Source organism: Polaribacter sp. BAL334 (genome assembly GCF_015767435.1).
GTDB lineage: Bacteria > Bacteroidota > Bacteroidia > Flavobacteriales > Flavobacteriaceae > Polaribacter.
On sequence record NZ_JADWOV010000317.1, the window covers coordinates 67632 to 81657 of the forward strand.

Consider the following 14026-nt stretch of genomic DNA (forward strand, 5'->3'; position numbering starts at 1 on the left):
TTATTCAATTATTTTATATAAACCTCTAATAATTCTGACTGGTTTTCAGCAGCAATTTCAATATTTTTGATACTTGCAGGAACCAAAAGCGTTTCTCCCATTTCAAGCGTTTCTGTTTGGTTCCCGTATGTAAAAGTTGTGGCACCTTCCACACACATATAAATCACAAAACTATCTTTATCACTGTGATTTACAGCAATTTTTCCATGTAAAGGAAGCACATTTGTGGTAAAATAGGGACAAGAAACAATTTCTGAAGACTCGTTTTCAACTTTTGAATAACTCGTTTTATAGGATTCTTTTGCAGAATAATCAATGGCATCAATGGCTTCTTCTGTGTGTAAATCTCTAAAAGTTCCATCAGGATTTGCACGATCCCAATCATAAATTCGGTAGGTTATATCTGAAGTTTGCTGAATTTCCGCAAGCATTACTCCTGCTCCAATTGCGTGGACTCTTCCTGTTGGAATAAAATAAACATCGCCTTTTTGAACTTCATCAATATTTAAAATAGCTGTCAACGTTTTGTTTTCAAGATGATGCAAATATTCTTGAGAAGTGACTTCTTTTTGAAAACCCACAATCAAATTGGCTTTTTCATCTGCCTGCATCACATACCACATTTCTGTTTTTCCAAATGAGTTGTGACGTTTTTTTGCCAAATCATCATGAGGATGCAATTGAATACTCAAGGCTTCTTTTGCATCAATATATTTGATTAACAATGGGAATTTTTCTCCAAAATGAGTGTAAATTTTTGTTCCAACCAAATCACTTTTATATTCAGCAATCAATTCTTTTAAGTTTTTTCCTTTTAAAAAACCATTCGCAACTATTGAAGTATCTCCCTTAACATCAGAGATTTCCCAACTTTCGCCAATATCTTTTCTGTCAGAATTTTTGTGTAAAAGTGTTGCTAATTTTTCTCCTCCCCAAATTTTATCTTTTAAAATGGGTGTAAATTTCAGAATGTGTAAATCTTTCATAATTGTATTTTTTCGATGCAAATTTACGGTTATTAAAAGATTTATCAATTAGTAAAAAAAATAATTAACTTTGGAAAACTAACAATTTGAAAATCAGGTATTCACTAAAACTAATTTACTATGGGCATTTTTTGGGATTTAATTCAGCAAAACGAAATTCAAGAACAAGGAGAAAAAGCTAAAAACTTAGAAGAAAAAGTAGCTCTTCTAGAAAAAAAACTAGAAAAAACAAACGAAACTCTTCAAAAAACATTGATAGCACTTGAAAACTATTTAGGAAAAGACATTGATGGTGATGGAAAAATGGGTTCTTTATGATTAAATTCTTCAGGAAAATCAGAAAAAAATTGCTTGAACAATCTAAAATACGAAGTTATTTTGTGTATGCATTTGGTGAAATTGTATTGGTGGTTATTGGAATTTTAATTGCATTGCAAATTAATAATTGGAATGAGGTTAGAAAAGATCAAAAACAGGAAATTAAACTATTAAAACAACTACAAACAGATTTAACTGCAAACGAAGTAGAAATTAATGGATTAATTAAAAGAATCAACATCAATAAGGCTGCTATGGATAGTCTATTGACAAATCTTAAAAACGAAGAATATGTAGCTAAATTCCCAATTTATGTTGCATTAATTCATCGTAAAAGTTTTTTCAATAATTCTAATTCTGGCTATAAACTTATCGGAAATGGCATGGCTAAATTAATAGCGAATGATAGCCTTCTTAATGGTATTCTTCAACTTTACGAAAAAGACTTTGTAAATATTTTGACAAGACAAGATTTGATGAATGATAAGATTGAAAATAAAATGTATCCTCTAACCAATGAACTTTTCAAAATTAACACGAACATATCTTTACAATTAAATGAATTTGATGTTGTTGCATCTGAAATCTATATTCCATTAGACTTTGTGTCGCTTACAAAAAATCAGAACTATATTAACAACCTTATTCAACTCAATAAGACTTTTGAAATACGCCTTTCATACTTAAAATTAACAAAAGAAAAATTAGCTTTAGTACTTCAACTTATTGATAGAGAATTAAAAAAATAAAACATTCAGAAAAATATTAAGATGATTAAATTCTTTAGAAAAATAAGACTAAACCTTATGGAAACAGGAAAAACCGCCAAATATTTTAAATACGCCATTGGTGAAATTATATTAGTTGTTATTGGTATTTTGATTGCATTGCAAATTAACAATTGGAATGAGATCAGAAAAAACAATAAAAAGCATATTGATTATCAGCGCAGTTTAATCAACGACATAAATAAAGATATTGAAAGTATTGATAACATATTAATTTCTTTTGAAGAATCTATAGAACAGCACAATAATTTTACCAAAAGATTAAGCCAACCAAATGCTTCTTATGATACCTTAGTAAAAATAGCCAAATACGAATTTTTAGGCTATTTCAACAATATTGACGCCTTTCATACCGCTACTTTTCAAACGTTACTTTCTACAGGTGATATTGGTTTATTTAATGAAAATATAAGAACACAACTCATAGAGTTAAACAATCAACAACAAATTACACTTGTAGTAACAAAAGAAGCAGTTGATCAATATTTAGACGCACTTGTTTCTTACAAATACCTTAGTAATATTTCTATAAGCACTATAAAATCTGGTAATCTTTATGATGAGTTTTGGAATAATGTTGATAAAAACGAATTGGTAAAAGACTTTTATTTAGTAACCTTAAGGCACAATAATATTAATCGGACTTCAAAAACTGCTTATATAAAATTGCGAAAAGATTTAATTAAAATACTCAATAATTTTAAAGAAAAAGAATGATAAAGTTATTTAGAAATATCCGTCAAAACCTGTTTATGGAAAACCTGTCTGCCGAACAGGCAGGAAAAACATCTAAATATTTTAAATATGCCATTGGCGAAATTGTATTGGTGGTTATTGGGATTTTAATTGCTTTACAGATAAATAATTGGAATGAGCATCAAAAAATTAGGGCTTACGAAATAACAATGTTAAAAGAAGTAAGTGTTGCTTTAGAGACAGATTTGGCACTCTTGGACAGAAATATTCCCTATCTTGAAAATGCTTTGAAAAGTTTTTGTAAGCTAGGAATTATGAAAAATGATGTTACAATTTCACAAGATTCGTTACATTTTCACATAGAAATTATTCACGAATACGGATTTCTCTTAAACCTCAATACAAGTCCTTACGAAGCCATAAAATCGGGTGGAATAGATAAAATAAGCAATCTTAGCATAAGAAATCAGTTGTCTAAATTGTATGGAGATAAAATTCCTTTTGCTCAAACCTGGATTAATGAAATATTTAGAGCTGAACTTTTTAATAAAATGGAACTAATTTCAACCCTATTTTATGTAAAAGCAGTTACGCTAAATGGAAGAATTACCAATGAAACTATCATTGAAAATCCAAATATTATCTATAATAACAAAGATTTTGATAAACTTTTACTCACAAGTTGGCCATTGTCGCAAACTATTATGAGACTAAAATCAATTCGTGATGAAATGTTAGATTTAAAAGAAAATATTGTTCAAGAAATAAAACGTTAAGTATCAATGATAAAATTCTTCAGAAAAATCAGACAAAAACTGTTGGAACAATCTAAAATACGAAGTTATTTTGTGTATGCATTTGGCGAAATTGTATTGGTGGTTATTGGGATTTTGATTGCATTGCAGATAAATAACTGGAATGACAATAGAATTACAAAAACAAATGCGTTGAAAGTTTCAAAAAGACTTTTAAATGAAACAAAAAATAATCAAAAAGAATTAGCTTTATTTATTTTAAGAGTTGATAAATCTAAAGAATGTGCTGTTCAATTATTAAAAAGAATAGGGAAAGACTATCAAAAACAAGATGAGCATTTCATTGACAGTTTGCTTTTAGGAACTTATTCTGTGTATAATTATGATTTTAATACTGCCGTTTTGGATAAGGTTTTATCATCTGGCGAATTATCGAGCATTAAAAATGATAGTATTGAGGTTTTTATGTATCAAATTAAAACCCTACAAAAGGGTTATGAATTATCTGAAAATTTATTAATCCAGCATATAAATGAAAACATTGCTACTTTTTGGAATGATAAAATATCTATGAGAAAAATAGATTTTCAATTTTCAAAAACCGGAAAAGATATTGGAGATAGTCAATTAGAAAAAATTGATAATCGAGCCATTTTAGGCAATCTTATTTTTGAGAACATTATAAATGACAGTTATTATCTATTAACAGGATTACAAAGAAGGTATAATGAATTGAATAATAAGCTATCAAAATTAATACATGCAATAGAACAACAAACAAAAAATCAATGATGATTAAATTCTTCCGGAAAATCAGACAAAAATTAATTGAACAATCTAAAATACGAAGTTATTTTGTGTATGCTTTTGGCGAAATAGTTTTAGTGGTAATTGGTATTTTGATTGCATTGCAGATTAACAATTGGAATCAAGAAAGAATAAGCAAGCAAGAAAATCAAATCATTTTAAATAATTTGAACAAAGAGTTTAAAGAAAATTTAATTGAACTTAATAGTAGCCTTCTTAAAATGACTACTCTAGTAGAAAGTTTGGAAAAACTTTTATTACAACTTAGAATTCAAGAAAACCCAATTACAGAAACTGAATTTGACCAAATGTTAGCAAATACTTTTACAACTCCTTTTTGGGCACCAAGTTCGTTTGTTTTAGTTGAGTTAAAAAATTCTGGAGCACTTACAAAACTTACAGATAACAACTTAAAAACGTTGCTTTTTAAATGGGAAAGAGAATTTGATAAAATGAACACTGCACAAAAAGGTTATAATGAGTATGCGTCTCTTTATATCGAATATTTAACTCTTTTTGGTTCTGTTAGAAATTTAGATGCTTTAGACCCATCTGTGAAAGATTTAAAAAAATCAACCATCGCTAAAAACGATTTAACAATGTTAAAAGATCCTTTATTTGAAAATAGAGTTGATAACTTTTATTTTTTAAGCAAAGCTTTAATAAACAGATACTTAGAACTAAAAATACTAATGACTGAAATTATAAACTCCTCTAAAATGGAAAACCAATGAACAAATTCTTCCGAAAAATAAGACTAAAATCATTAAAAGAAGCCAAAAACATTTCGTATTTAAAATATGCTTTTGGTGAAATTTTATTGGTAGTTATTGGAATTTTACTAGCACTTCAAATCAATAATTGGAATGAAAACCGAAAACAAGAAAATGAACTTAAAAACATTTTAAGAACCATACATGAAGATTTAAAAACCGATACATTGAGTGCTACAATAATTATTGATTATTATATTGAAGTTGAAAATAATAGCGAAAAAATTATCAATAATGAGATTACAAAAGACAATTATGCTGAGTATCCATTTGTAAAATCTTTAGCAAGCAGGTACAGACCTTTTGTGATACAAACGAAAGGTTTTGAAATGGTCAAAGATTTTAGTTCTAAAAACGAAATACAAAACGATTCAGTTTTTATTAGTATTTCACAATTTTATACACCATTTTTGCAACTTTTTGAGGACAGTAATGAGTTTATAAAGAATGAAGTTATAAGAAATATTGAAACTTATAAAAAATACGATTGGTTTATTGATTGGAGCCAAGGAAAATCGAATGATGAAATGATGTTGTATTTTACTGAAAATAAAGAATATAAAATTCAAGTTGCTGCGCATAATTTGTTGGCCGTCAAAAATCATTTAAGATTTGTAACTGGCTATAAAGAAGGCGCCATAGAAATCATGAAACAGATAGAAAACTCAATCTCTAAGAAATAAATAATGGACGGATTTGGAATAGTTTTAACGATAACTATAATTCTATTTGCTAGATTAGGAATTAGATTATTAAAGCAATATTTTAAAAATAAAGAAAAATAATATTTAATAAGTTGCTATTGATTTTAAGTAAATTTTTTAAGAATTATTTAGGCTTGTTAAAATAATACTAATTGAGGTAGTATATTTGCATTTTTAGCTATCTTTCAGCCAATTTTTTTGAATTTTCAGTGGGGAAAAAATTCATACTTTTTGTATTCATAATTGTTTCAAACTTTACTTTTAGTTTGGAAAGGACTTTATATGTAGATAATTTTAATGATATTTTGGGAAGTCCTACCAAAGAAGATAAATTACTTTTATTTGCTCAAAAAAATAATATTAAAATATTGATTTTGTACGATTTAAATAAAGTCAATAAACGAATCACACTTTCTGACCCAAGAAACAATAATATTCTTGCGGAATTTATTCAAAAAGCCAAACAAAAATATCAAATCAAAAAAATTGGAGCATCAGGAGAATCTGCTGATTTTTTTGTGAAAATTATCAATGTTTACAACAATTCACGTCAAAAATCGACTGAAAAATTTGATATTTATAATCTAGAATATGAATATTGGTCAAGCAAAGCATCAGGAATTGATGGTTATTATTGCGTGAATTATTTGGAAGAAAATGGCATTCCTTGTGGCAGAGAAGGTTCGTTTAAATTTTTTATTGACAATCTAAAACAACTGAAAAATCTTTCAAAAGGAAAACCTCACAAAGTTGAAGTTGATGCTTTTGTTGGATATTATACACAAAATGAAATTGTAGAAATTTCTAAAAATTGTGATCGATTAATTATTCAAGCTAATGGAAAAGATCCTAAATTTTGCTTTGCCTCTACTCAAACAAATTTAGAATCTATTCTCAACTCAAACATCAAAACAAAAGCTAGCATTATGTTTTCAACTACGATGAATGATTTGGGCTATTGGCTTAAATTTGAAAGTTTAGACAGAGGTGAATTTTTATTTTTCTTAGAAATGAATGCGAAAAATAATCAGTTAAAAAAGAAATTAAACATTGAAGGATTTACTTATCACACGTATTCTTATCTTGAAAAATCTGTGAGTTATTATTACTATAATAGAAATTAATCAAACTTTTTTTTATGAGCTATATTGAATATATCTCGCAATAAAAAATATTAAATATCTGATATTTAACATTTTACATCAAGTAATAATAAAATTAAAAATCAAAATAATATATTTATATTTGATTCAAATTTTTTCAAAATGAAACTAAAAACTGATTTCTTACTTTTCGTTTTTCTGTTGATGTTTTTCAAGATTTCTGCATCAAGAATCATGTATGTTGATAACTTTATGAATATATTAGGTTCATATACTAATGAAACTAAGTTACTTGACTTTTGTAAGGAGAACAAAATCAATAGTATCATTCTTTATGATTTGAATAAAGTTAATAAGGTTTATAAATTGTCTGATAAAAAGCAAAATGGAATTTTAGCTAAATTCATTTCCAGAGCAAAAACAGAATATGGAATTTATCAAATAGCGGCTTCTGGAGAAACATCTCAATTTTTTATTGATGCAATTGTTCCTTATAATAATTCAAGAAAATCATCCAATGAAAAATTTGATATTTTTAATATTGAGTATGAATATTGGAATATAGAGTCAAACAAAGAAGATGGTTATTATTGTCAAACTTATCTAAAACAAAATAAAATTCCTTGTACTAGAGAGGGAACTTTTTCTTATTTCATTAAATCATTAAAAGAAATGAAATCTCTTGCAAACAAAAGTAAACATAAAGTAAAAGTTGGAGTTTATGTAGCTAATTATAATGAAAAAGAAATTAATGAAATTGAAAAATATGCAGATAGAATTTCAGTTTATGATTACACAACCTATCCTGATAATTTATTTCATTATATAAAAGAAAGGCTAGACATTCTAGTGAACTATAAATCAAAAGCAGATATTTATATTCTTTTTTCATCAGAGATGAATTTTATTGGAAAATATTTATCTCAACACACTTTGGACGATATAGAAAATTTATTTAGAAAAGAATTATTAGCAGAAGAACCTGGATTAAGAGATAAAATAAATTTGAAAGGATTTACATATTATAATTATGGTTATTTAGAAAACAGTTTTAAGCAGCAATTCAATAAAAAATAATGGAACTGATTTTTAAAATCTATCCTTCAAAACTCACAAAATTTCTTGGAGTTTCATAAAGCGTAATTTTCAAATCTAAGTTTGAAGGCAAGTGTTTGCGAAGTTTTTCATACGTTACAACGCAAATATTTTCAGCTGTTGGATTCAATTCCTTGAATTCAGGAACTTCAATATTTAGGTTTTTATGATCAAAACAATCTTCAATTTCTGATTTAATCAAGTCTTTCAAAATCCCTAAATCATACACGTAACCAGTTTCAGGATTGATTTCTCCTTTTAAAGAAACAATCAATTCATAATTATGTCCATGAAAATTAGGATTGCTGCATTTGCTAAAAACTTCGAAGTTTTTTTCATCAGACCAATCTTTTCTATACAATCTATGAGCTGCATTAAAATGCGCTTTTCTATGAACGGTTACTTTTGGCATTTGCTAATTTTTCGTATGATTTATTAAAAATAATTTGAAACCAAGCCGTATAAATGTCAGGATTGTTTTCAATATCTGATTTTACATCTTCTAAAGACATCCATTTATAGCTTTCCACTTCTTCTTTATTGATGTTAGGTTCTCCATCAAAACTGCCAATTAAAACATAATCTAGCTCGTGCTCAGTCAAACCATTATCAAAAGGCGCTTTATAAATAAAAGAGAAAACTTCTTGTAAATTGGTTGAAAAACCCATTTCTTCGAACAATCTTCTTTGCCCCGCTTCAATATTACTCTCTCCTGCTCTTTGATGAGAACAACAGGTATTTGTCCATAAAAGTGGAGAATGATATTTGGTTGCAGCTCTTTGCTGAATCATCAAATCACCATTTTTATTAAAAATAAAAACAGAAAAAGCTCTATGCAAAAGTGCTTTTTCATGCGCTTCCATTTTCGGCATTAACCCAATTTGATTGTCATTTTCGTCTACTAGGATTACTAATTCTTCCATATTTGGCAAAGATAAACCAAACTAATTGCATAAAAAACTTAAAATATCGCTAAAACAATTAGATTTTTCTATTGTTTTATGTTGATGTCTTATCTTTGAAAAACAAATTGATATTTTAGCAAAGGTGAAGGTATTTTATAAATTTTCTGTTTTCATTTTAATTTCTTTTTCAATTCAATGTACTTCTACAACCTCAAAAAATGAATCGAAAAAAACAACTATTGAAAAAGATACAATCCAGCGAAAAACTGAAAAAAAAGTCACAATTGATGCAGATAGTTTGAATAACAAAAACACGGAAACTTTTTTAGAAGCCTATGGGAAAGAGCATCATGAAACAAAAGTGATGATTAAAACAAAATTTGGGAATATCAAAATTCAACTTTTTGATGACGTTCCTGTTCATAAAGCAAATTTTATATTCCTAACAAAAAATAAGTATTTTAACAATACTGTGATTTACAGAGTTGCCAAAAACTTTGTCATTCAAGGAGGAAATTCTGATAATTTATTAACCCAAAAACAGCGAAGTAAATACGGAAATTACTTATTAAAACCCGAATTCAAAAAACACAGAACTCACAAATATGGTGCACTTGCTGCAGCTAGAGAATGGGAAAATAACCCTGAAAAATTATCAAGTCCATTTGAATTTTATATTGTTCAAAAAAAAACTGGCGCACATCATTTGGATGGAGAACACACGGTTTTTGGAGAGGTAATTTCAGGATTTGAAACTATGGAAAAAATCTCAAAAGTGAAAGTTGGCGTTGATGAATGGCCTATAGAAGATATCAAAATTACCATTGAAATTTTAGATTGATAATTGCAAATCTAAACTGTATCTTTGCACCTCAAATTTTGTAAATGAGTTTTTTAGAAGAAATACAACGTAGAAGAACCTTTGGAATTATTTCACATCCAGATGCAGGAAAAACGACTCTAACAGAAAAATTATTACTTTTTGGAGGCGCTATTCAGGAAGCAGGAGCTGTTAAAAATAATAAAATAAAAAAAACAGCCACTTCCGATTTCATGGAAATTGAGCGCCAAAGAGGAATTTCTGTAGCAACTTCTGTATTAGCATTTATTTATAAAGATAAGAAAATCAATATTTTAGACACTCCAGGTCACAAAGATTTTGCGGAAGATACATTCCGAACTTTAACAGCTGTTGATAGTGTCATTGTGGTTATTGATGTTGCAAAAGGAGTAGAACCACAAACAGAAAAATTGGTAGAAGTTTGTAGAATGAGAAGTATTCCAATGCTCGTTTTTATCAACAAATTGGACAGGGAAGGAAAAGATGCGTTTGATTTAATGGATGAAGTTGAGAAAAAATTAGGATTACATGTGACTCCTATGAGTTTTCCAATTGGAATGGGATATGATTTTCAGGGGATTTACAATATTTGGGAAAAAAAATTAAATCTTTTTTCAGAAAAATCAAAGACTTCTATTACTGAAAGCATTGAGTTTACGGATGTTTCCAATCCAGCATTGGAAAAAGAAATTGGCGAAAAAGCAGCAAATACGTTAAGAGAAGAATTGCATTTGATTGAAGAAGTATATCCTCCTTTTTCTCGTGAAGAATATTTGAAAGGCAATTTACAACCTGTGTTTTTTGGTTCTGCTTTGAATAATTTTGGTGTAAAAGAATTGTTGGACGCTTTCATAGAAATTGCTCCTTCACCTCAACCTAAAAAATCAGAAGAGCGTTTGGTAGATTCCAAGGAAGAAAAAATGACAGGATTTGTGTTTAAAATTCATGCAAATATGGATCCAAAACACAGAGATAGATTGGCTTTTGTAAAAATAGTTTCAGGCGTTTTTAGAAGAAATTCTCCATATTTACATGTAAGACATGGAAAAAATCTAAAATTTTCGAGTCCAAATGCCTTTTTTGCGGAAAAGAAAGAAATCGTAGAAGAATCGTATGCAGGAGATATTGTTGGTTTGCACGATACAGGAAATTTCAAAATTGGAGATACGTTAACAGAAGGTGAAATTTTGAATTTTAAAGGAATTCCAAGTTTTTCTCCAGAACATTTTAGATATGTAAACAATGCTGACCCTATGAAATCCAAGCAATTATTCAAAGGTTTGGATCAGTTAATGGATGAGGGAGTTGCGCAATTATTTACGATTGAAATGAATGGTCGAAAAGTAGTTGGTACAGTTGGGGCACTTCAATATGAAGTAATTCAGTATCGTTTAGAGCATGAATATGGTGCAAAATGTACCTATGAAAACTTGCAAGTTCACAAAGCTTGCTGGGTGGAAGCTACCAATCCAAAAAATGAAGAATTCAAAGAATTTTTGAGAGTAAAACAACGTTATCTAGCCAAAGATAAGCAAGGACAATTGGTTTTCTTGGCAGATTCTGAGTTTACGATTCAAATGACTTTAAGCAAATATCCAACTGTAAAATTGCATTTTACAAGTGAATTTAAATAAACTGATTATGAGAAAAGTTATTACTCTATTTTTATTTTTTTTTATTATAAAAAATAGCATTGGCCAAAATTTAGGAATAGACAACATTCAAACAAAAACATTAAAAAATAGCATAAGACTAAACCATATTTTTATCAGTCAACCTGATTATACTTTTAATTATTCTGATGGATCTCAATATACATTAAAACCAAAAATGGGATTAATGGGTTTGAATTATAATATTGGTTTAACAGATTGGTTATACACTGGTGCTGGTTTTCATGCTGCAACTTTTGGAGATCAGGGAGGATTGTTTACTTTAGGTGTAAATTTGGGATTGAATTTACCAATTTATAAAAACTTATTTTTTGATGCAAACGCTCATTTTGGTGGAGGTGGTGGATTCAGGACTCTAGTTGGAGGTGGTGCTATTTTATATACAAATGTTGGACTTCAATATAAATTTAACAATATTTCATTTGGTGTACAATATGGTAACTTAGACTTTTTTACAGGAATTCAAACAGGGGATAATGTTTCGTTTTTTATAGAAATCCCTACAAATATAAGAGCTGGTTCTTATGCGAACGCTCACAAACAATTTACTGTTAACGATAATTTTTTAAATGATTTTTGGAAAAAACCTGCAGTAAAAAGTGTCCAACAACTAAAATTTGATTTTTTCTTTCCCATTGGAAATACCAGAACAGATGGTAACGGTAACTTTAACCAAGCTGAACAAATTAACCACATTTTATATATTGTAGGATTCGAATATCAACGTTACTTAACACATAACTCTTTCTTATACACACATTTAGATACAATGTATAGTGGTTTACGTTCTGGATTTATGGATCTGTTTTTTGGTTATGGAAGAAATTTTATAGAAACTGAATATGTTAATTTTTTTGCCAAATTTGGTTTGGGAGCTGCAGGAGGTAGAATTTATCCTGAAAATGGATTGACCATGTACCCAAGTTTGGGGGTAGATCTTCGTTTTTCTAAAAACTTAGGATTAAGTTTACATGGAGGTTATCACAGATCTATTGGTGCTTCTTTTGAAGCTCTTACAACTGGTGTTAGTTTAAAATATTATAGTCTAAGTGGCGGAACTAAAGACCCTTTTACAAATGAAAAAGGTGATAAAATTATTACTCAAGGTATACAACTTAGTGTTCAAAATCAAACCTATTTTAATGTAGCTAAAACAGATAGTCCTGCAATAGATTTAAATCATATAGCATTAAATGTTAAATATGATTTAAACAAAAGATTTTATTTATTTGGTGAAGCTTCATTTGCCTACGAAGGTAAATCTGGTGGTTATGCCCATGGAATTTTTGGTATTGGAACAATAACAAACAAACTTTTTAAAGATAAAATATCTCTATTCTTAGAGACAGCAGCCGGTGTTGCAGGAGGTGCTGGTGTTGATACTGGTGAAGGCGTAATAATTAGACCAACCGCAGGTATCAATTATCATTTCAATAATAACTTTGCATTTAATATCTCAGCAGGAAAATTAATTGCGCCTCTAGGTAATGTAAATTCATCAAATCTAAACATTGGAATAAATTATGGTTTTTCAATGTTAAATTTAAAAAAATAATATATTAAAATTAAAATATGAACAACGGAATCTACGCAAAATTCACTACTCCAAAAGGTGAAATTTTAGTACAATTAGAACACGAAAAAACACCAGGAACAGTTGGTAATTTTGTAGCTTTAGCTGAAGGAAATCTAGAAAATAAGTCAAAACCTCAAGGAACTCCTTATTATGATGGATTGAAATTTCACAGAGTTATTCCTGATTTTATGATTCAAGGTGGTTGTCCTCTTGGAACTGGAACAGGAAATCCTGGTTATAAATTTGATGATGAATTTCATGCTGAATTGAAACATAATGCCCCAGGAAAATTAGCAATGGCGAATTCTGGACCTGCTACAAATGGAAGTCAATTTTATATTACTCATGTTCCAACTCCTTGGCTTGACGGAAAACATACTGTTTTTGGTTCAGTAATCGAAGGTCAAAATGTGGTTGATGCTGTTGCACAAGGTGACACTATGTCCATTGAAATTATAAGAGTTGGCGCTGAAGCAGAAAACTTTAATGCAGTTGAAGCTTTTAGAAATTTTGAAGGCTCAAGAGCAAAACGTGAAGCTGAAGCTAAAAGAAAACAAAAAGAATTATTAGACTCTGTAGCTGCAGGTTTTGATGAAACTCCAAGTGGATTGCGTTTTCAAATATTACAAAAAGGAAATGGAAAAAAAGCTGAAAAAGGCTCAAAAGTTTCTGTGCATTATAAAGGACAATTATTAGACGGAACTGTTTTTGACTCCTCATACAAACGAAAAGAACCCATAGATTTTACTCTTGGAGTTGGACAAGTAATATCAGGATGGGATGAAGGAATTCAATTATTACAAGTTGGCGACAAAGCACGTTTAGTAATTCCATCAGATTTAGCTTATGGAGAACGTGGTGCTGGTGGCGTAATTCCACCAAACGCAACATTGATTTTTGATGTTGAATTGATGAATGTAAAATAAATTTCAAACATCAAAAAAAAATAAAAACCATCTTTGTAAATCAAGATGGTTTTTTTTGTCAACTGTATTGATAGATTTTG

16 protein-coding genes are annotated in these 14026 nt (G+C 28.8%); 13 read left to right on the forward strand and 3 right to left on the reverse strand.

All coding sequences use genetic code 11. The annotated features are described in order from the left end of the window. Positions 1 to 8 precede the first annotated feature (8 nt). Positions 9 to 986, reverse strand: coding sequence for a type I phosphomannose isomerase catalytic subunit (locus IU405_RS12280; RefSeq protein WP_197438906.1), 978 nt, complete (start codon positions 984 to 986; stop codon positions 9 to 11). Positions 987 to 1106: 120 nt separating this feature from the next. Here IU405_RS12280 and IU405_RS12285 point away from each other — a divergent pair, with 120 nt between their 5' ends. The 9 genes from IU405_RS12285 (at position 1107) to IU405_RS12325 (ending at position 8007) form a co-directional block, all read left to right on the forward strand. Continuing rightward, entirely contained in the window at positions 1107 to 1304 is a 198-nt protein-coding gene (locus IU405_RS12285; RefSeq protein ID WP_197438907.1) for a hypothetical protein, read from the forward strand. Continuing rightward, entirely contained in the window at positions 1301 to 2053 is a 753-nt protein-coding gene (locus IU405_RS12290) for a DUF6090 family protein (protein ID WP_197438908.1), read from the forward strand. The genes IU405_RS12285 and IU405_RS12290 overlap by 4 nt, the downstream gene beginning before the upstream one ends. Positions 2054 to 2110: 57 nt before the next feature. After that, positions 2111 to 2809 carry a DUF6090 family protein gene (locus tag IU405_RS12295; protein ID WP_197438909.1) on the forward strand — a complete coding sequence of 233 codons (699 nt, stop codon included), beginning with the start codon at positions 2111 to 2113 and terminating at the stop codon, positions 2807 to 2809. A 35-nt stretch (positions 2810 to 2844) separates the two neighbouring features. Further along, the gene (locus tag IU405_RS12300) at positions 2845 to 3564 is read left to right on the forward strand and encodes a DUF6090 family protein (protein WP_197438910.1); all 720 of its coding nucleotides are present in this window, start codon (positions 2845 to 2847) and stop codon (positions 3562 to 3564) included. A gap of 6 nt (positions 3565 to 3570) precedes the next feature. Further along, entirely contained in the window at positions 3571 to 4335 is a 765-nt protein-coding gene (locus tag IU405_RS12305) for a DUF6090 family protein (RefSeq protein ID WP_197438911.1), read from the forward strand. Beyond that, on the forward strand, positions 4335 to 5084 hold the full coding sequence (locus IU405_RS12310; RefSeq protein WP_197438912.1) for a DUF6090 family protein: 750 nt from the start codon (positions 4335 to 4337) through the stop codon (positions 5082 to 5084). Before IU405_RS12305 ends, IU405_RS12310 begins: the two co-directional genes overlap by 1 nt. Beyond that, on the forward strand, positions 5081 to 5806 hold the full coding sequence (locus IU405_RS12315) for a DUF6090 family protein (protein ID WP_197438913.1): 726 nt from the start codon (positions 5081 to 5083) through the stop codon (positions 5804 to 5806). The genes IU405_RS12310 and IU405_RS12315 overlap by 4 nt, the downstream gene beginning before the upstream one ends. A 287-nt stretch (positions 5807 to 6093) precedes the next feature. Continuing rightward, the gene (locus tag IU405_RS12320) at positions 6094 to 6951 is read left to right on the forward strand and encodes a hypothetical protein (protein ID WP_197438914.1); all 858 of its coding nucleotides are present in this window, start codon (positions 6094 to 6096) and stop codon (positions 6949 to 6951) included. Positions 6952 to 7092: 141 nt separating this feature from the next. Next, positions 7093 to 8007 (forward strand): hypothetical protein, encoded by a 915-nt coding sequence (locus tag IU405_RS12325; RefSeq protein ID WP_197438915.1) that lies wholly within the window; start codon positions 7093 to 7095, stop codon positions 8005 to 8007. A gap of 19 nt (positions 8008 to 8026) precedes the next feature. On the opposite strand, the gene IU405_RS12330 is transcribed toward IU405_RS12325, so the two are convergent. Together IU405_RS12330 and idi are read right to left on the reverse strand one after the other, a co-directional pair. Beyond that, entirely contained in the window at positions 8027 to 8437 is a 411-nt protein-coding gene (locus tag IU405_RS12330; RefSeq protein WP_197438916.1) for a 6-pyruvoyl trahydropterin synthase family protein, read from the reverse strand. Then, a complete protein-coding gene (gene idi, locus IU405_RS12335) occupies positions 8415 to 8948 on the reverse strand; it encodes an isopentenyl-diphosphate Delta-isomerase (RefSeq protein WP_197438917.1) in 534 nt (177 codons plus the stop codon). The genes IU405_RS12330 and idi overlap by 23 nt, the downstream gene beginning before the upstream one ends. A gap of 124 nt (positions 8949 to 9072) precedes the next feature. Here idi and IU405_RS12340 point away from each other — a divergent pair, with 124 nt between their 5' ends. Genes IU405_RS12340 through IU405_RS12355 form a run of 4 tightly spaced genes read left to right on the forward strand, consistent with a single transcriptional unit; the run spans position 9073 to position 13946 of the window. Beyond that, on the forward strand, positions 9073 to 9771 hold the full coding sequence (locus tag IU405_RS12340) for a peptidylprolyl isomerase (protein WP_317193372.1): 699 nt from the start codon (positions 9073 to 9075) through the stop codon (positions 9769 to 9771). 44 nt (positions 9772 to 9815) lie between these two features. Then, positions 9816 to 11405, forward strand: a complete 1590-nt coding sequence (locus tag IU405_RS12345) for a peptide chain release factor 3 (protein WP_197438918.1) — start codon at positions 9816 to 9818, stop codon at positions 11403 to 11405. 7 nt (positions 11406 to 11412) lie between these two features. Then, the gene (locus IU405_RS12350) at positions 11413 to 12999 is read left to right on the forward strand and encodes a hypothetical protein (RefSeq protein WP_197438919.1); all 1587 of its coding nucleotides are present in this window, start codon (positions 11413 to 11415) and stop codon (positions 12997 to 12999) included. Positions 13000 to 13016: 17 nt separating this feature from the next. Next, entirely contained in the window at positions 13017 to 13946 is a 930-nt protein-coding gene (locus IU405_RS12355; RefSeq protein WP_197438920.1) for a peptidylprolyl isomerase, read from the forward strand. The last annotated feature ends 80 nt before the right edge of the window (positions 13947 to 14026 follow it).